This window comes from Pseudomonas sp. 8(2025) (assembly GCF_052665325.1).
The window spans coordinates 175394-194757 of sequence record NZ_JBQOIE010000004.1 but is presented as its reverse complement, the minus strand read 5'-3'; the positions used below and the strand labels follow the sequence as shown (position 1 = coordinate 194757).

Sequence of the window (19364 nt, the reverse complement as noted above, 5' to 3'; positions counted from 1 at the left end):
ATGAGCCCCAGGCGATTTTTTTCATGACAAAAGCTCGGGTGTTTCGCGCGAGCAGGGGCGCTGGGGTTTTGTCCTCTCGGGGCTTGACCTGATGCCGCTATCTGCTGTTGAATGCGCGCCCTAAAGCCTCTGCAACCTTTTCTCCAAGTGGTGAAGCCAGTGCCCTACGCCAGCCAACACGCCTGATACCGACGACGGTCCATCCTGCCTGATGGCTGCCCGTGCCTATGCACGGCGGCGCTTCATTGCCATGCCTGCCTGATCCTGTCGTTGGTTTTTCTCTGTTTTCGAGGACAAACCCATGCACACGGATATTCGTGCCACCGCGCACAACCTGGAACTGCTCAAATACCCCCGTACGCCCCACCTGCAAGGCTCGCGCCTGCAAGATGGCGACACTGACACTGGCCAGGTGCGCTATGGCGCCCTGGCCGGACAGTGGCTGGTGGTGGAAGAAAAACTCGATGGTGCCAACGCGGGCATCAGCTTTGGCGCAGGCGGCGAGTTGCTCCTGCAATCTCGCGGTCACTACCTCACCGGCGGTGGGCGCGAGCGCCAGTTCAATCTGTTCAAGCAGTGGGCCTCGGCCCATGAGCACTGGTTGCTGGAACGCCTGGAAGATCGCTTCGTGCTGTATGGCGAGTGGCTGCACAAGAAGCACTCGGTGTTCTACGACCACTTGCCACATTACTTCTGCGAGTTCGATGTGTGGGACCGCGCCACAGGGCTGTTCCTCTCCACCGCGGCGCGCCGGCGCCTGCTAGAAGGTGGGCCGGTGCTGTCAGTGCCTGTGCTGTACGAAGGCCCGGCACCGCGCCGGCATGCCGAGCTGCTAGCGCTGGTGGGCGATTCGCTGGCCAAGACCGCGCACTGGCGCCAGGTGTTCGAGCAGGTGGTGCACCGCGAAGGCCTCGACCTGGCCCGTGCCTGGCGCCAGTGCGACCGCTCCAGCCGCATGGAAGGCCTGTACCTGAAACTCGAGGACGAGCAGCAGACCCTCGGCCGGCTCAAGTGGGTACGCCAGGACTTCGTCCAGGCCATCCTCGATGCCGACCAGCACCATGCCAGCCAACCCTTTATCCCCAATCAACTGGCCGCCGGCGTCGACCTCTATGCCCCGCGCCTGTCCATGGACTGGCAGGGCCCACGCCACGGCTACTGAAGGAGCCTCCCGAAATGGATGTTCAACAACTGCGACAACTGGTGCCCGAGCCGGGGCGCGATATGGACACCGCCGCCTGCCTGTCGGCCATCCCGGCCCTGGCGCGCCTGGCCGACACACCGCAAGACCCGATCTACCACGCCGAGGGCGATGTATGGATTCATACCCGCCTGGTGGTCGAGGCATTACTGGCCCAACCCGCCTACCAGCAGGCCAGCGCCGAGCAGCGCTTTGTGCTGTTCTTCGCGGCCCTGTTGCACGACATCGCCAAGCCCGACACCACGGTGATCGACCCGGATACCGGGCGTATCGGCCAGCCCGGTCATTCACGCCGGGGGGCGGTGGATGCGCGGCTGCTGTTGTGGCGCGCCGGTGTGCCGTTCGAGCTGCGCGAGCAGATCTGCCGCATCATCGCCGTGCACCAAGTGCCGTTTTTCGCCCTGCAGGGTGATCGCAGCGGCCGCAGCCCCGAGTTCCTGTTGCACAAACTGTCCTGGGAACTGCCGCTGTGGATGCTCTGCGCCGTCGCCGAGGCCGATATGCAGGGCCGCAACTACGCCGGCAAGGCCGATGTGCTGGATGCCATCGAACTGTGGCGCGAACTGGCGCAGGAGGAGGGCTGCCTTTACGGGCCGCGGGCCTTTGCCGACGACTACACACGCATTCAGTACCTGCGTGGCGCCCGGGTACATCCCGACTACCCGTTGCACGCGCCGCAGGGTTCATCGGTGGTGATGCTCTCGGGCCTGCCGGCCAGCGGCAAGGACACCTGGACCGCACAGCATCACCCGGAGCTGCCGGTGGTGTCGTTCGACGACGCCCGCCAGGCCCTGGGCCTGCGCCATGGACAGAATGAAGGCGCCGCTGCGCATTACGCCATCGACCGGGCCAAGGCCTTGCTGCGAGAGCACAAACCCTTTGTGTGGAACTCGACGCACCTGTCGGCGCAGATGCGCAACCGCACCCTGGACTTGCTCTACGGCTACGGCGCGCAGGTGGAGATTCTCTACCTGGAGCGCCCCGAGGGCGAGATCATGCGGCGCAACCAGCAACGCGACACCTCGCTGCGCAACGATGATATCCGCCGCATGCTGTTCAAGTGGGAAGTGCCGCTGCCCACCGAGGCGCATCGGGTTGTTTATCAGGCGGTGACGGGCTGAACCGGGAGCTCGCCTCTGAAGGGGGGTGATCTGGTTTCGAGCAGATAACACCTGGTGCGAGCAAGGACAGCTAAGTGATAACTGAAAAAATGAAATGCATAGAGGCGCTTGAGTTTTTTTTAGATCGGCTCTATGTAGCGTCTTCAAAAAGGCAAGGTACGACACTAAGCAGAGATCGCGGGCATTACGAGTACCCAGGTGAAAAGTTCTGTGTCTACGTGACGATTTTTCCCTGTGAGGTTGAGCTTATATTTGAAGGTGAGCACTTGGCAGGTGGTTCCTTTGTGGTGACCTTGGACGCATGCACTCCTGATGGGGAAATACTCGCTGGTAATATCATCTCCATGCACGGTAGCTGTGGGGAAGTTGAAGCGCTGCTTGCCTCATCGGAAGCGCGGGTGCTTATTGAATTACTTAAGTTTCTTGAAGGTGGGGCGATAGAGTGATTGATAGCCTGGAAGTTAAAGAATTCGATCACCTTGAAGAGGCGTTAATTGATGCGGATGTGTCTTTCGGGGAAATGACACATCAATATGCTTTCTAATTGCTCAGGCTGATTGACAATGGTGTGTTTGCCGGCATCTCTGACTCCAAGTTGAAGACGCTGGTTCCATATATCGAAGAAGGTATCCAGCGCGAGCGGATAGAAAAAGAAGGAGATCTCCGAAAAAAAAGCTGGCGATCAAACTCTGGGGGATAGAGAGACAGCACCGTAAATCAGATGAAAACTTTGCCAATTTCATAAGTTGTGTGCTTTTTTGTTTTGTATCGCAAGAGCGCTGGATTGAAGAGGGAGTGGGGGATGCAACACCGATCTATCTTTATTTTCTGATTCTAAAAATCATACTCCCTGACATAAGACGAGATTTTATAAAGAATTTTCAATGTGTTATTGCGTGTCGCCGCTGCTGCGCCACATGGTTTGATAATCATGAATTGAGCACCCTGCCAAAATGAAGTTTACAGAGCTATATAGCCGGATAATAAGCAAGGAAGCGTATAACGATATGGCAGTTTTCTTTGAAAGTCATGAGAGCTTTGAAGAAATACCACTTGTATCTAGATATAGTCGCTTAAAGCTCTTGAGGGATGAGATGAACGACAGCGGTGTTTCTGGCTTCCTGATAGGGCTCGCTGTCTTTCTTTTAAACACTCTAAGGTGGTTGGAAACATCAAGAACTGAAGGTGTTTTTTTTGCCGTGACTTTTACGGATTTTTCAGGATTTGAGGAGCAGGGCGTCCTCATGCCTAATATATTTATTTATCCAAAATCAGCCTCGGTCGGCTTCTTGGAAAAGGTTCGCGAACAAGATAAAGGTTTTGCATCGCGGGAGATCACAGAAGTAAAAAGGCATTTTTCCAGCTGCGGGCTAGAAACAGCTTTTGATTTTTATGAGAGTAGGTTTTATGACACCGCTTGCGCTGGGGACATTGTAAGGATCTTTGCTATTTCCAGGACTTGCTGAGAGAAAATGCTGATGCGTGGGCCTATTCACAAGGCCTGGCTTGGCAGAAGATCCAGTGTTGCAAACACGAGTGCGGCGCCGGTTCTGGCGCCACACTTCGTGAACCTGGTTGCAGTTCTCCAGCCTCGACCTAAGTGCGCAGCACGGGATCGGGGCTGATGGAGGGATCTTGCGGTCTGCGGTGGCGATTCTCCCATTGCAACAACAGAGAAATACCGCAGGGCAGGACCGTCAGGGTCACGACTGTTGCAATGGCCAGCCCGCCAATCACTGCGTAGGCCATCGGTCCCCAGAATATCTGTGGGGCGATCGGGATCATGCCGAGAATAGCGGCGCAGGCGGTCAACAAAATCGGCCGGGCCCGGTGCATCGACGCGTGCATTATCGCTTCGGCTGGCGACTGCCCCAGTTTCATGTTGATCTCCACCTCCTCGATCAAAATGATCGCATTTCGCACGATCATCCCGACCAGCGCAATGACCCCCAACTGCGCCACAAAGCCCATGGGCGTTCCTGTCGGCAGCATGGCCAGGACAACGCCTATGAGTCCGAACGGCGCCATTGCGATGGCCAGGAACATGCGGGAAAAACTGCGCAGTTGCACCATCAAGAGCACGCACATCACCAGCGCGGTGAGCGGGAGCACGGCGAGCAGCGATTTGCTCCCCTTGGCGGCTTCCTCGACTGCGCCACCTGTTTCAACCTTGTACCCCTTTGGCAGCTCCGCAGAGAACCGTGCCACAACCGGTGCGAGCGCCTGCACTACGGTCGAGGCCTCGAGCCCATCGCGAACATCTCCCTGCACGGTGAGCAGGGGAAGACGTTGGCGTCGCCAGACGATTGGGTCTTCGACGCCAAAACTCAGCTTGGCGATTTGAGTCAATGGGATGGTATGACCTTGGGACGAGCGCAACTGAAGATTGGCGAGGGTTGCAAGGTTGGTGCGTTCGCCGATCTGGGCGCGGATCACCACATCGATCAACCGGTCGTGATCGCGCACGGTGGTCACCGCCGAGCCCGAGAAAATGGTCGCCATGGTACTGGCGATATCTTCGGACGAAAGCCCCAGGGCGCGGGCCTGAGTCTGGTCGACTTCGACGAGGATACTGCGCTGTGGCTCGCCAGATAGCAGGTGAACCTCGCTGGTGTCGTGGTTGGCGGAGATGAGGTTGGCCAGACGTCCGGCAATATCGCGCACGGTGTTCTGATCGGGTCCCGTGACCCGATACTTGAGTGGCCACCCCACTGGCGGACCGAGCTCCAGTGGCGTCGCACGAGCGATGAGGTCGGAGAATTGCGTCTTGAACGCCGCGGCAAGCTTCGCCTGTAACGCATCGCGCTCCTTGACGCCCTTGGTCACCACCACTGTCTGGGTGACGTTTTCGTTCTGCAGCAAGACTTCCATCGGGAGATAGAAACGAATGGCACCGGAGCCGATGTAAGTGGAAAAACGCTCGACATCGGGGTCGTTCTTTAGCAACGCCTCAAGTTTCGAGGCTTCCCGCGCCGTTGCATCCAGTGAGGCATTCTGCGGCAGCGTCAGGCTCACCAGAAGCTCGGGGCGGTCGGAAGGTGGAAAGAACTGCTGTTCGAGATAGCTGGCGGCACCGAGAGAGGCGACGAACGCCGCCATGGCAACGCCCAGGGTCATTGCTCGATGGCCAAGGGCCCAGGCCAGCGCCCGCTCGTAGGCTTTCATCAGGCGCCCGGCGCCATGGCCGTGATGCGGCAATGACTTGGGCAGGATCAGGGTTCCGAGCAAGGGTGAAAACAGCACCGCAACAATCCAGGAGGCCGACAGCGAGATCAGCACGACCATAAACATCGAGTAGCAGTATTCACCTGCGCTGGAGGCCGCAAAGCCAACCGGGATGAACCCGGCGATCATCACCAGTGTGCCGGTCAGCATCGGGAAGGCGGTTGACTCGTAGGCGAAGCTCGCTGCGCGCTTCAGATTCCAGCCTTCTTCCAGTTTTCCGACCATGGCCTCCACGGTGATCATCGCGTCATCGACCAGAAGACCAAGGGCGATGATCAGGGCCCCGAGCGAGATACGTTGCAGGCCGATGCCGGTCAACTCCATGCCGATGAAGGTCATCGCCAGAACAAGGGGGATCGACAGGCTGACCACCAACCCGGCGCGGACACCGAGCGAGAGAAAGGAAACCGCAAGCACGATCGCCACCGCTTCGGCGAGGACCGTCAAGAAGCCACTGACGGCTTGCTTCACGACTGTCGATTGGTCTGCGACCTGGATCATCTCTATACCGTGAGGCAAGGATGCCCTGACGTCATCCATGCGAGTCCGTACGGCCTCGCCGAAATTGAGCAGGTTACCGCCCGCGGCCATCGAGATGGCAAGGCCCAGGGCTTTCTCGCCGTTGACCCGGAACAGCGGGGCTGGCGGGTCGGCTGCTATTCGCTGGATAGCGGCCAGTTCGGTGAGCGGCACGAAACGGTCATTGGCCCGCAGCGTCACATTGCGCAAGCTCTCCTCGGAGGCGAATCCACCGCTGACGCGCAGGGCGATCTTATCCTCGGCCAGCCGCACCGTGCCTGATGGTATGACCGCGTTCTGTGCCTTCAAGGCCCGCAGCACGGCCTCTTCGTCAAGCCCGAAGGCGGCAAGCCGGCCCGGGGAGAACTCAATGACGATCTGCTCCTCTTGAACCCCCAGCAACTGAACCTTGCCAATACCTGGAATACGCAGCAATTCGGCGCGCACGCCTTCGAGGTAGTCACGCAGTTCACGGTCAGAGAAACCCTCGGCGGTAAATCCGAAGATCTGTCCATAGGTGTCGCCGAATTCGTCGTCGAAGAAGGGGCCCTGCACGCCGCTTGGCAGTGTTGCGGTGATGTCGGCCATCTTCTTGCGAACCTGATACCAGGCATCAGGGACTACTCGCGCCGGCGCATCATCGCGCAGGTTGACCATGATCACCGATTCGCCCGGGCGCGTGTAGCTGTCGAGCCGGTCCAGATAAGGGGTCTCTTCAAGCTTTTTTTCCAGGCGGTCAGTCAGAAGCTGGGTTGTATCGTCGAGGGAGGCCCCAGGCCAGTGCGCGGTGACAACCATTGTCTTGATAGTGAACGCCGGATCTTCGTTGCGACTCAGCTTGGAATAGCTGATCGCCCCTCCCACCAGGGTTACCAGCATGAGGAAGAACACCAGAGGCATCTGTTCGATTGACCAGGCCGAGAGATTGAATCCTTGCCGGTCTTTTGCCGGTGCTGTGTTCGGCTTCATTGGGTCGCCTCCGCGGTTTCATAGACAACTTTCTGTCCTGCGCGAAGTTTGCTGACCCCAGCCGTTACAACGGCATCGCCCTCGGTGAGCCCAGACTCGATCAGCGCCTGTGTGGCCGTGAAGCGTGTCACGACGACAGGTTTGCGAATAAGCACGTGATCAGAAGGTTGCACCACAAACACTGCCGGCTTGCCTTCCTCGCTGGTCAAGGACGTGGCGGGAAGAATGAACAGCGCTTTGCCAGGCAATAGCAAGCGCCCGGTTACGGTGGCCCCCAATGTCATGGCTGGCGGGGTTTGCGGCAAGGCGATGCGCACCCGATAGGTTCGGGTCGCGGCGTCGGCGGTCGGGCTCACATCGCGGATGGAACCAATGACTTTGATCTTGGGGTCCGACACGAGAGCCACTTCGACTTGCACATCCGAGATCACTGAGGTGTAGAGGCGCTCGGACACGTTGAAGACGGCGTCACGTTCGTGTGTCGAGGCAAGCTTGATTGCCAGCTGGCCGGCATCGACAACCTGGCCGGTGTTGACCATTACCCCGCTGACAATGGCGGCGTCTGGGGCGCGCAACTCGGTGTAGCTCAGCTTGTTGCGGGCGGTCAGCAGGCCGGTCTTTGCCACGTTCAGCCGAGCGTTGGCTGCCCGCCAGTTAGCCGCCGCCTCATCCACCCGGGCACGGGCGACGAATTGCTTGTCAAACAGCATGCGCTGGCGATCAAGCCCTGATCGTGCAAACTCTTCCGCGGCTTCCGCACTGCGTACTTCGGCCTCGGCGACTCGCACTTCGTTCTGGACGTCGTTAGGGTCGAGCGAGGCCAGTAGCTGTCCCTTGGCGACAGCCACTCCGACATCAACATTGCGGGTCGCGATCCGACCTGCAATACGAAAAGCCAGATCGGTCTCGATGTGAGCTCGTATCTCGCCCGTTTGGGCGACTTCTTCACCTATCACGCCCGGCTTGGCAATGATCGTTCGGACGGGGCGGGGCGCCTCTTGCGCACGTTTTTCTTCCTGACAGCCGGTAAGGAGCAGGCTAAGGCAGCACACATAGCCGCAGATCCGCAATGCCGTGGGCACTATCATTTTTTTTCCTCGATCAAGTAGGACACGCAAGTCAAGGTGTTCACCCTCAGGAAAAACACGCTCGTATTACAGAATTCATCACTGGCAAACCGCCCTCCCTTGAGCCGTACCGAGCCTGAGGGCCCGATCAGGTTTCAGAGGGCTCGCTGTACGTCCGGTAGCCGAAAGGGCCATTGTTTTTTTGCTGAGCTTGTTTCTGTATAGCCAAAGATTCAAAGCGGGCGGGACCGTCGCGTCACCGGGCGCGCATTGCATTCTCCCGAAGGCTTTCAACCGGTCGTAAAGCCAGGGCCTGGCGAGCAGCACGCTGCGGCTGCTCGCCCGATAGGGCTTCCCAGACCTGGTGCGAAGGCATGCTGAGCTCCAACCAGATCTGCGTGAGTAGCAGGGCGACGAAACAGGCGAGGCCGATGCCCAGGCTCAGCTCGGCGATGTCAATCAACTTGACGATGGAAACCAGGATTGCGAACAGGTAGACCTCGAGCATGCCCCATTCGCGCAGATGGTGATAAGTGCGGAACAGGCGCATTCCAGTGTGCCGCGCCACCTGGTACCGCGCACTCAGGAGCACGAGCAGTTGGCACACCAGCTTCAGCAGGGGAATCACCATGCTGCTCAGCAGCACCAGCACAGCCACCCCCGACATGCCGCTTTCGAACAAACCGAGCACACCGCTCCAGACCGTTTCGCTTCGAGTCTGCCCCAGCAGGGTCAGATGCATGATCGGCAGGAAATTGGCCGGGATGTAGAGAAGCAAGGTGGTCAGCACCAGGGCCAGGCAGGTGTGTTGCCACCCCTGGCGGTGCACGGCTAGTTCAAAGCCGCAGCGTGGGCAGCAACTTTTTTCCCCGGGGGCCAGCGTTTCCCTGCGCATGAGCAAATCGCATTCATGGCAGGCGACCAGGTCGTCCAGGGAAAGGTTCGTCAGGTTGCCAGCGTGGTTTGGGTGCATTGAATGGGTCCTGGAGGCGTGTGGCCTAGAGTGACTGGGCGCAAGCGCCATGCAAGAACATCTGTTGCAGGGTATGGGCGGTATTGGCACTGGCCGCGCGGCCACGCTGCTCGGCATCCACCATGCCGTAGACCAGAGTGATGAACAGCTCGGTCAGAACCGCGGCAGTGATGTCGATGCGCAGCGCGCCTTGCTGCTGGCCGCGCAGGAAAAAGCCGTCCAGGGCATCGAGATAGCAGCGCCAGGGCGCGCCATTGGATTGCTCATCGAGAAAGCCGGGGCGGTACTGGACCACCAGGAAAGCCAGCAATTCACGGTGTGCCAGATGCTCGCTGATCAAGCGCTCCAGGGTCGGAAGAAACTCCGCCTGCTGCAGGCGGGCATTGTCGACGATTTGCTCGAGCATTTCGCGCGCGTGGGCTTCCAGGCTCAACAGAAGGTTGTCCCGAGTGCCGCAGAAACGATGCAGCGTGGCCCTGCTGACTCCCACCATTTGCGCCAGTTCAAGCATCGAGGCTCGTGGCCGGTTGACTACCGCCGTGGTCAGCAGGCGCAGCAGGCGTTCTTCGTGGGGGGACGATGGGCTTGCCCCTGCTTGGGAAAATTTTCCAGATGCTTGCATAGCGCCTGACGGTCTCCAGGAAAAGAGTGCTTGGGTCTTACATTGTTCAAATGAGTCACTATTGACTCATTGGGTTCGCAAAAGTACCATTCGGCCCGTTTTCAATCAAGCAGTGGATGACTCATGGGCAAGATGCATGCAGTAGGAGTGGCGGGGGCGCTGGCAATTGCCATCGCATTGGCTGGGTGTAGCCCTGCCGGTGAACAGAGCGCCGCCGTGGAAGTGGCGCGCCCGGTCGAAGTGCTGGCGGTGACCAGCGAACCCTTGGCCCTGGTTTCAGAGCTGCCCGGTCGGGTCGAGCCGGTGCGGGTGGCGCAGGTGCGTGCCCGGGTGGCTGGCATCGTCCTGCACAAACGGTTTGTCGAAGGGGCTGACGTCAAGGCGGGCGATCTGCTGTTCCAAATCGATCCGGCGCCGTTCAAGGTTGCAGTGGCGAGGGCCGAGGGCGAGTTGGCCCGGGCGCAATCCGGGTTGCTGGAGGCGAAGGCGCGAGTCAAGCGCTATGAGCCGTTGGTCAAGATCGAAGCCGTGAGCCAGCAGGATTTCGACAGCGCCACTGCCGAACTGCGGCGGACCCAGGCCGCCACGCGCTCTGCCCAGGCCGACTTGGAGACCGCGCGCCTGAACCTGAGCTACGCCTCGGTTACCGCACCGATTTCCGGGCGCGTGGGGCGGGCACTGGTGACTGAGGGCGCGCTGGTGGGGCAGGGCGACGCCTCGCTGATGGTGCGTATCCAGCAACTGGATCCTGTTTACGTGGATTTCACCCAGCCGGCGGCCGATGCGCTGCGCCTGCGTGAAGCCCTGAAGACCGGCGCGCTCGCGGCCGATGCGCAGCAAGGCTTGTCGGTGCGCATCGAAGGTACGTCCTACGAGCGCCAGGGCTCGTTGCTGTTTACCGATGTGGCGGTGGACCCCGGCACTGGCCAGGTGGCGTTGCGCGGTCAATTCGACAATCGCGACGGCAATTTGCTGCCGGGCATGTATGTGCGGGTGCATACCCCTCAGGGCACCGATAGCCAGGCACTGCTGGTACCGCAACGAGCGGTATTGCGCAGCCCAGACGGCAGCGCTTCGGTGCTGGTGATGGACAGCGAGCACCGAGCGCAACTGCGCCCGGTGCAAACCGGCGTCATGCAGGGCGCGCGCTGGCAGATCCGTGAGGGCTTGAAAGTTGGTGATCGAGTGATTGTCAGCGGCCTGGCTGGCCTTCAGCCCGGCGCGAGGGTTGAGCCCAAAAGTGCCGTGGCCACAGCGTCCGAGTCACAAAAGTAAGGGCGCAATCGCCGCGAGGATTTTTCGATGTCGCAATTTTTTATCAAGCGCCCCAATTTTGCATGGGTGCTCGCACTGTTCATCTCTCTGGCCGGCATCCTGGTTATCTCCAAGCTACCGGTCGCCCAATATCCGAACGTGGCTCCTCCGCAGATTACAGTGACCGCCAACTACCCTGGTGCGTCGGCCAAAGTGCTGGTGGAATCGGTCACCAACGTGCTGGAGGAGTCGCTGAACGGCGCCAAGGGCTTGCTGTACTTCGAGTCCACCAACAACTCCAACGGCACTGCTGAGATCGTCGTGACCTTTGAGCCGGGCGTCGATCCGGACATGGCCCAGGTCGATGTACAGAACCGTCTGAAGAAAGCTGAGGCGCGCCTGCCCCAGGCCGTGCTGACCCAGGGATTGCAAGTAGAGCAGAGCAGCGCCGGCTTTCTGCTGATCTATGCACTGAACTACAAGGACGGTACTCACCACAGCAATACCACGGCTCTGGGCGACTACGCCGCGCGCAATATCAACAACGAACTGCGACGCTTGCCAGGGGTTGGCAAATTGCAGTTCTTTTCCTCGGAAGCAGCGATGCGGGTCTGGGTTGACCCACAGCGGCTGGTGGGTTACGGCCTGTCCATCGACGACGTGAGTACCGCCATCCGTGAGCAGAACGTGCAAGTTCCCGCCGGCGCGTTCGGTGGTACGCCGGGCAATAGCACCCAGGAGTTAACGGCGACCCTTGCGGTCAAAGGCGTCCTGGACAATCCGCAAGAGTTCGGTCAGATCCTGCTGCGAGCCAATCAGGACGGCTCCACGGTCAAGCTCGCTGACGTCGCGCGCGTGGAGCTGGGCCAGGAAAACTACAACATTTCCTCGCGCCTCAACGGCACTCCCGCGGTTGGCGGGGCGATCCAGCTGTCACCAGGAGCCAACGCTATCCAGACGGCGGGGCTGGTCAAGCAGCGCCTGGCCGAGCTTTCGGCGTTTTTCCCCGAGGACGTGCAGTATTCGGTTCCTTACGACACCTCGCGTTTTGTCGACGTCGCCATCGAGAAAGTGATTCATACCCTGATCGAAGCCATGGTCCTGGTGTTCCTGGTGATGTTCCTGTTCCTGCAGAACGTGCGTTACACCCTGATCCCTTCGATCGTGGTGCCGGTGTGCCTGCTCGGCACGCTGATGGTGATGTACCTGCTGGGCTTCTCGGTGAACATGATGACCATGTTCGGCATGGTACTGGCCATCGGTATTCTGGTGGACGATGCCATCGTCGTGGTGGAGAACGTCGAGCGAATCATGGCCGAGGAGGGCCTGTCACCGGTCGACGCCACCATCAAGGCGATGCAACAGGTGTCGGGGGCCATCGTCGGTATCACCCTGGTACTCTCGGCGGTGTTCCTGCCGCTGGCCTTCATGTCCGGTTCGGTGGGGGTTATCTACCAGCAGTTTTCGGTGTCGCTGGCGGTCTCTATCCTGTTCTCCGGCTTCCTGGCCCTGACCTTCACCCCGGCATTGTGCGCCACGCTGCTCAAGCCGATTCCCGAGGGGCATCACGAGAAGCGCGGTTTCTTCGGCGCCTTCAACCGGGGCTTTGCCCGGGTGACCGAGCGCTATTCGCTGTTCAATAGCACACTGATCAAACGCGCCGGGCGCTTCATGCTGGTCTATGGCGGTATTGTCGCGATCCTTGGCTATAGCTACCTGCGTTTGCCGGAAGCCTTCGTGCCCAGCGAAGACCTGGGCTACATGGTGGTTGACGTGCAACTGCCGCCAGGCGCCAGCCGCGTGCGCACCCATGCCACCGCCGAGCAGTTGGAGGTCTATCTCAAGTCCCGCGAGGCGGTGTCCTCGGCATTCGTGATCTCGGGCTTCAGCTTCTCCGGCCAGGGTGACAATGCGGCGCTGGCGTTCCCGACCTTCAAGGACTGGTCCGAGCGCGATTCGCAGCAGTCGGCTGCGGCGGAAGTGGCGGCGTTGAACGAGCATTTCGCCGCGCCTGACGACGGCACGGTCATGGCGGTGTCGCCCCCGCCGATCAACGGCCTGGGCAACTCCGGCGGTTTCGCCCTGCGCCTGATGGACCGTGGCGGGCTGGGTCGCGAGGCGCTGTTGCAAGCCCGCGATACCTTGCTGGCACAGACCTACGGCAACCCGGTGTTCTTCTACGCGATGATGGAAGGCCTCGCCGAAGCGCCACAGTTGCGCCTGCAGATCGACCGCGAGAAAGCCCAGGCCCTGGGCGTGAGTTTCAAGACCATCGGCAGCACCCTGTCCGCGGCCTTTGGTTCCGATGTGATCAATGACTTCACCAATGCCGGGCGCCAGCAACGGGTAGTGATCCAGGCGGAGCAAGGCGAACGCATGACCCCGGAAAGCGTGCTCAAGCTCTACGCGCCCAACGACAGGGGTGAACAGGTGCCGTTCAGTGCCTTTGTCACCACCCAGTGGGAGGAGGGCCCGGTACAACTGGTGCGCTACAACGGCTACCCGTCGATCCGCATCATCGGTGACGCCGGCCAAGGCTTCAGTACCGGCCAAGCCATGGCCGAGATGGAGCGCCTGGCGGCGCAACTACCGGCAGGCATTGGCTACGAGTGGACCGGCCTGTCCTACCAGGAAAAGGTTTCCAGTGGCCAGGCCACGGCGCTGTTCGCCCTGGCCATCCTGGTGGTGTTCATGCTGCTGGTGGCGTTGTACGAGAGCTGGTCGATCCCGCTGTCGGTCATGCTGATCGTGCCGATCGGTGCGGTGGGTGCGGTGCTCGCGGTGACCCTGGTGGGCATGCCCAACGACCTGTACTTCAAGGTTGGCCTGATCACCATCATCGGCCTGTCGGCGAAGAACGCGATCCTCATTGTCGAATTCGCCAAGGAACTCTGGGAAAAGGGCTACAGCCTGCGTGACGCCGCCATTGAGGCCGCGCGCCTGCGCTTTCGACCGATCGTCATGACCTCCATGGCCTTCATTCTCGGCGTGGTGCCGCTGGCCCTGGCCACCGGAGCCGGCGCTGCGAGCCAGCGCGCCATCGGCACCGGTGTGATCGGCGGCATGCTCAGCGCGACGCTGCTCGGAGTGATCTTCGTACCCATCTGTTTTGTCTGGGTGCTGTCGCTTCTAGGCAGTAAGCCCGCGGTGCGCGAGCCCGTTGCCGAGGGTCAGCAATGATGCGCATGCCGATAAGATGTCTTTCCCTGTCTCTGTTGCTAGCCCTGGGCGGTTGCTCCCTGGCGCCGACTTACCAGCGTCCCGAAGCACCAGTGCCCGCCGCTTGGAATCTCACGACCACAGAGCCCGGGCAGCGTGTTGGCGAGCTGGATTGGCAGGGTTTTATCCTCGACCCCAAGCTGCGGCAACTGGTGGGCATCGCCCTGGACAACAACCGTTCGCTGCGCCAGACCCTGCTGGATATCGAGGAGGCCCGTGCCCAGTACCGCATCCGGCGCGCCGACCGGGTGCCGGGGCTGAATGCGGGGGCTTCAGGTAACCGCCAGCGCCTGCCGGCCGATCTGGCCAGCAACGGCCAGGCCGGGGTCTCCAGCGCTTATCAAGTGGGCCTGGCCCTACCGGAATACGAACTGGACCTGTTCGGGCGGGTCAAGAGCTTCAGCGATGCGGCACTGCAACAGTACCTGGCCACCGAAGAGGCGGGGCGCGCGGCGCGCATCGCCCTGATCGCGGAAGTGAGCCAGGCGTATCTGCAGCTGGACAGCGCCCAGCGTCGCCTGGAACTGACGCAGCAGACCCTGCTCAGCCGCGAATACTCCTTCGCCCTGATCAGCCGTCAACGCGGGGTGGGCACCGCCGGAGCCCTGGACTACCAGGAGGCTCTGGGGTTGGTGGAGCAATCCCGGGCCGACCAGGAAAGCAACCTGCGCCAGCAGCAACAGGCGTTCAACGCTCTGGTGCTGTTGCTGGGCAGCGCGGATGCGGCGAAAGCCATCGGCCAATCGCCTCAGGATCGGCCACTGCTGGTGCAGGACATAGCGGCCGACTCGCCGTCGAGCTTGATCGAGCGGCGTCCGGACATCCTGGCCGCCGAACACCGTTTGCAGGCGCGCAATGCTGATATCGGCGCCGCACGGGCGGCGTTCTTTCCACGCATCAGCCTGACTGGCAGCCTGGGTACCTCCAGCGCGCAGATGTCCGGCCTGTTCGATGGCGGCTCGCGGTCCTGGAGCTTTGTGCCGACCCTGTCGCTGCCAATCTTCGATGCGGGGCGCAACAGCGCCAACCTGAGCCTGGCCGAGGCGCGCAAGGACTCCGCCGTCGCGGCCTACGAGGCCACGGTGCAGACCGCTTTTCGTGAAGTGGCAGACGCCCTGGCGGCCAGCGACACCCTGCGCCGCGAAGAAGCTGCACGCCGTGCCCTGGCAGATACCAGCGAGGAGTCGCTGAAATTGGCCAAGGCGCGTTACCAGGCCGGTATCGACAGCCATCTGCGCTACCTGGATGCCCAACGCACCCGTTTCAACAACGAAACGGCCTTTATCGAGGTCAGCACTCAGCGACAGATCGCCCTGGTGGACTTGTTCCGCGCCTTGGGCGGTGGTTGGCGGGGCCACCCAGAGTCGCATCCGGCAGCGCGCCAGGCGACCCCCTAAATGAACGTTGGTGCCCGCGCGCGGGCGCCGGCCAAGGAAGCTAACTATGCGTGCGATCGATGCCGGTATTCAGCTGTGCGACGAGTGCCATCAACTCAACCCCCTCGACGTCCAGCAGCCTGCGCGCTGCAGTCGTTGCCAGTCTCGGCTGCATGCTCGGCGGCCCGACAGCATCAGGCGAACCTGGGCGTTGCTGATCACGGCCATGATCCTCTACATCCCGGCCAACCTGCTACCGATCATGAGCGTCAGCGTCTTCGGCAATGGGGCGCCGGCCACCATCATGAGCGGAGTCGTCAGCCTGCTTCAGCTGGGGATGGCGCCCATCGCTCTGGTGGTGTTCGTGGCCAGCATCGTAGTGCCCACCTTCAAGCTTGGAGGGTTAGGGCTGCTGCTGTATTCCGTGCAACGACACCAGCCGATGTCCGCTCGACAGCGAATCATCATGTACCGCTTCATCGAATGGGTGGGGCGCTGGTCGATGCTCGACATCTTCGTCATCGCCATCCTGGTGGCGCTAGTGAACTTCGGCAACCTGGCACGCATCGAGGCCAACCTCGGTGCCGCCGCCTTTGCCAGCGTGGTGGTACTGACCATGCTGGCTGCAATGACTTTCGACCCCCGACTGATATGGGATAACACCCACTTGGACAATGAAAATGAGTGATCTGCCTGTCCCCAAAAAACACCCGGCCTCCAGCTGGTCGGCGATCTGGATCCTGCCCGTGCTAGCCCTGGTCATTGGTGCCTGGCTGGCGTGGCGCGCCTACGACGAGGCCGGCACCGTCATTCAGATCCGCTTCGAGAGCGGCGATGGTATCCAGGCCAAGAAAACCGAGGTGCTGTACAAGGGCATCTCGGTCGGCAAGGTGGTGGAGCTGAAGGTCAGCGACGACATCAAGGGCGTGCTCGCCTCCATCGAAATGGCCAAGGGAACCGAGAAGTACCTGAATGAAGATACCGACTTCTGGCTGGTGAAACCGCGGGTATCCCTGGCCGGCGTCACTGGCCTGGAGACCCTGGTGTCCGGGGTCTACATCGCGGTGGATCCGGCGAAGGGAGATAAAGGCGACCAAGGTGTTCGTAGCTTTACGGCCCTGAAGGAACCACCGCCGATGTCCGAGGAGGTACCCGGCCTGCACATCACGCTCAAGGCCGAGCGCCTGGGCTCTCTGGAGCAGGGTAGTCCGGTGTTCTACAAGCAGATTCTTGTGGGCCAGGTGAAGAGCTTCAAGCTGGGCGAGGACCACCGCACCATCGAGATCAGGGTGCACATCGAACCGGCCTACGCAGACTTGGTACGCAAACACACACGCTTCTGGAACGCCAGCGGGATCTCGATTTCCGGCGGTTTGTCGGGGTTCAAGGTACGCAGTGAGTCACTGCTGACCCTGGCCGCGGGGGGGATTTCCTTTTCCACGCCCGACAGCCATCGCGATAGCCCTCCCACCGACACCAGCAAGCCGTTTCGCTTGTACGAGGACTATGACGCGGCCCAGGTCGGCCTGCGGGTGAAACTGAAGATGAAGGACCTCAACGACATACAGTCGGGACAGACGCAAGTCATGTACAACGGCGTGCAGGTCGGCCTGGTCAAGAGCGTCGACATGAGCGGGGACTTCAGTGGCGCCACCGCCGAGCTGGCGATGGACCCGCGGGTCGAAGCACTGTTGTTGGAGGGGACCGAATTCTGGACCGTGAAGCCGAACATCTCGCTGGCCGGTATTACCGGGCTGGATGCGCTGGTGAAGGGCAACTACATCGCTGTACGTTTCGCCAAGAACGGAGTGCCGCGACGGGAGTTCAGCGTTCTCTCCAAGGCTCCGCCCATGGACATGAACGTACCAGGCTTGCACCTGATACTGACCGCCGATCGGCGCGGTTCGGTGGACGTGGGTTCGCCAGTGCTTTATCGGCAGATTCGCGTGGGCAGCGTGCAGAGCTACCAGCTGTCGACGGACAACCAGCGGGTCATGATCGGTGTGCATATCGAGCCCGAGTACACGCGGCTGGTGAACGGCTCGACGCGCTTCTGGAGCGCCAGCGGGGTGACGCTGAGTGGCGACCTCAACGGGCTCAAGGTCAAGAGCGAATCCTTGCAGACATTGATCAATGGGGGAGTCTCCTTCGACACCCTGGACTTGAAAGCGCCGCCCCTGGGCAAGGAGCGTCGTTTCGTCCTCCATGACAGCGAAGAGACCGCCATGGCCCGAGGCGCGCAGATTCAGCTCAGTGTCGAAGATGCCGAGGGACTGCGCGAAGGCACGCCTATTCGTTTCAAGGGGCTGCTGATCGGCAAGGTCGAGAACATCGACTTGAAAACCGATTTGTCCGGCGTGCAGCTCAAGGCGCGCCTGGAAACCTTTGCCGAACAATTCGCCCGCAGCGGCACACGCTTCTGGGTGGTGCGCCCGGCACTCGGGCTGATGCGCACGGAGCACCTTGGCACCCTGGTCAGCGGCCCCTACATCGAGGCCCTGCCCAGCAGTCGACCGGGGGAACGCCAGGTTCGCTTCCAGGCCCTGGCTGAAGCGCCCAATCTCCTGCCCGGCGGTGAAGGCCTGAGGCTGACCCTGAGCGCCCCCGACAAAGGCTCGATCAAGCTCGGCAGCCCGGTGACCTACCGCAAGATGACGGTGGGCAAAGTCATTGACATGAGCCTGGGGCCCCACGCAGACCGGGTGCTGCTGAGCATCCTCATCGAGCCGCGCTATGCCCCCCTGGTGCGTACTGGCAGCCGCTTTTGGAACGCCAGCGGAGTCGGCATCGAGGCGGGTTTATTCAAGGGCGTGTCGGTTCGCACCGAATCCCTGGAGGCCATGGTGGCGGGAGGGATCGCCTTCGCCACGCCCGACAGCGGGCAGATGGGCGAGCCGGCCAGGCCCGGGCAAACGTTCGCCCTGTTCGATGCTGTCGACGAACAGTGGCTGCAGTGGGCGCCGAAGATCCTACTCAAGGAAGCGGTGCAGTGATTGCACCCTCATCATTCAGTCAATGTAAAAGGAGTCAATTCATGTTCAAGCAACTATTTTGCGCCGCCGTCATCGCCGCCTCAGGCGTTTTTGTCGCACAAGCCCAGGATCCTCTGCCTTCGGCGCAGCAGGTGATGAGTGATCACAAGGAGAAGATCAATAACCAGATCGAGGCCATCAATTACAAACGCAAGCGGGTTGTGGAATCCAACATGGGGCTCGAAAGCCAGCAAGCCGAGGCCTTCTGGCCGATCTATGCTCGTTATCGCAATGAAATGGAGAGCCTGAACAAGGATTCGTTCGAACTGTTGCTGGAATATGCGCGAGCGTATGGCTCTGGAGCGGTCACGAATGAGGACGCGTCCAAGATAATCAAGGTGTACAAAACCTTGCAGGTAAAACGACAGATCCTGTTGAACCGCTACATCGATGAGGTCACTGAAAAATTGTCTGCAGTGACCGCCATGCGTTTTCTACAGATAGAAGAACAACTGGATGCTGTAGAAATGCTGGAAACCGGGCAGCGTATCCCTCTGGTTGGAACCTCGCCGAATCGTCTGTAAGCCTATCAGGCCGCGGATCCGTCCAGCTGGGTGCGCGGCCTGTCTATCTTTCGAAATACGCCTCTGCCACCGCCCTGGATGCTAAAGAGAAGCTCGTTAGCATTCTCCGGAGAGGCGCGGTGCGTCTGTGAAGGCGATCGAGTGGTCGCGCGAAAGCGGCTGCCGGATTAAACCCAATGTGCATCGCCAGGAGTGGCCGCGGCGCTGGGGGCGCGTTCGACATTTGCGACCTGCCGCATTTATCGATGCACTTCTCCAGCTT

The 19364-nt window shown here is 60.8% G+C and carries 13 protein-coding genes and 1 pseudogene; 10 read left to right on the top strand and 4 right to left on the bottom strand.

Annotated elements, in window-relative coordinates; translation table 11 throughout:
* The first annotated feature begins 301 nt into the window (after positions 1-301).
* The 4 genes from ACUXVH_RS10590 (at position 302) to ACUXVH_RS10575 (ending at position 3788) form a co-directional block, all read left to right on the top strand.
* Positions 302-1162: an RNA ligase family protein gene (locus tag ACUXVH_RS10590; RefSeq protein WP_015635611.1), complete on the top strand. Its 861-nt coding sequence runs from the start codon at positions 302-304 to the stop codon at positions 1160-1162.
* Between the two features lie 14 nt (positions 1163-1176).
* Entirely contained in the window at positions 1177-2322 is a 1146-nt protein-coding gene (locus ACUXVH_RS10585) for an AAA family ATPase (protein ID WP_445494772.1), read from the top strand.
* Positions 2323-2396: 74 nt separating this feature from the next.
* Positions 2397-2768, top strand: a complete 372-nt coding sequence (locus ACUXVH_RS10580) for a hypothetical protein (RefSeq protein ID WP_241774842.1) — start codon at positions 2397-2399, stop codon at positions 2766-2768.
* 507 nt (positions 2769-3275) lie between these two features.
* Complete coding sequence (locus tag ACUXVH_RS10575; protein ID WP_445494770.1) at positions 3276-3788, top strand: Imm15 family immunity protein; 513 nt, start codon at positions 3276-3278, stop codon at positions 3786-3788.
* A 130-nt stretch (positions 3789-3918) separates the two neighbouring features.
* On the opposite strand, the gene ACUXVH_RS10570 is transcribed toward ACUXVH_RS10575, so the two are convergent.
* The 4 genes and pseudogenes from ACUXVH_RS10570 to ACUXVH_RS10555 all read right to left on the bottom strand — a co-directional run bounded on the left by ACUXVH_RS10570 (position 3919) and on the right by ACUXVH_RS10555 (position 9697).
* A complete protein-coding gene (locus ACUXVH_RS10570) occupies positions 3919-7035 on the bottom strand; it encodes an efflux RND transporter permease subunit (protein ID WP_047286477.1) in 3117 nt (1038 codons plus the stop codon).
* A complete protein-coding gene (locus tag ACUXVH_RS10565; protein WP_445494767.1) occupies positions 7032-8123 on the bottom strand; it encodes an efflux RND transporter periplasmic adaptor subunit in 1092 nt (363 codons plus the stop codon). Before ACUXVH_RS10565 ends, ACUXVH_RS10570 begins: the two co-directional genes overlap by 4 nt.
* A gap of 316 nt (positions 8124-8439) precedes the next feature.
* Positions 8440-9075, bottom strand: a pseudogene (locus ACUXVH_RS10560) (paraquat-inducible protein A); the annotation flags it as partial.
* Positions 9076-9100: 25 nt separating this feature from the next.
* Positions 9101-9697 (bottom strand): TetR/AcrR family transcriptional regulator, encoded by a 597-nt coding sequence (locus tag ACUXVH_RS10555; RefSeq protein WP_047286479.1) that lies wholly within the window; start codon positions 9695-9697, stop codon positions 9101-9103.
* Between the two features lie 123 nt (positions 9698-9820).
* On the opposite strand from ACUXVH_RS10555, the gene ACUXVH_RS10550 reads away from it, so the two are divergent.
* Genes ACUXVH_RS10550 through ACUXVH_RS10525 form a run of 6 tightly spaced genes read left to right on the top strand, consistent with a single transcriptional unit; the run spans position 9821 to position 19102 of the window.
* Entirely contained in the window at positions 9821-10972 is a 1152-nt protein-coding gene (locus ACUXVH_RS10550; RefSeq protein WP_047286480.1) for a MexC family multidrug efflux RND transporter periplasmic adaptor subunit, read from the top strand.
* 27 nt (positions 10973-10999) lie between these two features.
* Positions 11000-14131, top strand: coding sequence for an efflux RND transporter permease subunit (locus ACUXVH_RS10545; RefSeq protein WP_047286481.1), 3132 nt, complete (start codon positions 11000-11002; stop codon positions 14129-14131).
* Positions 14128-15567, top strand: coding sequence for an efflux transporter outer membrane subunit (locus ACUXVH_RS10540; RefSeq protein ID WP_445494764.1), 1440 nt, complete (start codon positions 14128-14130; stop codon positions 15565-15567). Before ACUXVH_RS10545 ends, ACUXVH_RS10540 begins: the two co-directional genes overlap by 4 nt.
* A 46-nt stretch (positions 15568-15613) precedes the next feature.
* A complete protein-coding gene (locus tag ACUXVH_RS10535) occupies positions 15614-16234 on the top strand; it encodes a paraquat-inducible protein A (protein ID WP_445494762.1) in 621 nt (206 codons plus the stop codon).
* A complete protein-coding gene (locus ACUXVH_RS10530) occupies positions 16227-18539 on the top strand; it encodes a PqiB family protein (protein ID WP_047286484.1) in 2313 nt (770 codons plus the stop codon). The genes ACUXVH_RS10535 and ACUXVH_RS10530 overlap by 8 nt, the downstream gene beginning before the upstream one ends.
* A gap of 41 nt (positions 18540-18580) precedes the next feature.
* Positions 18581-19102, top strand: a complete 522-nt coding sequence (locus ACUXVH_RS10525) for a hypothetical protein (RefSeq protein ID WP_047286485.1) — start codon at positions 18581-18583, stop codon at positions 19100-19102.
* Positions 19103-19364: the final 262 nt, after the last annotated feature.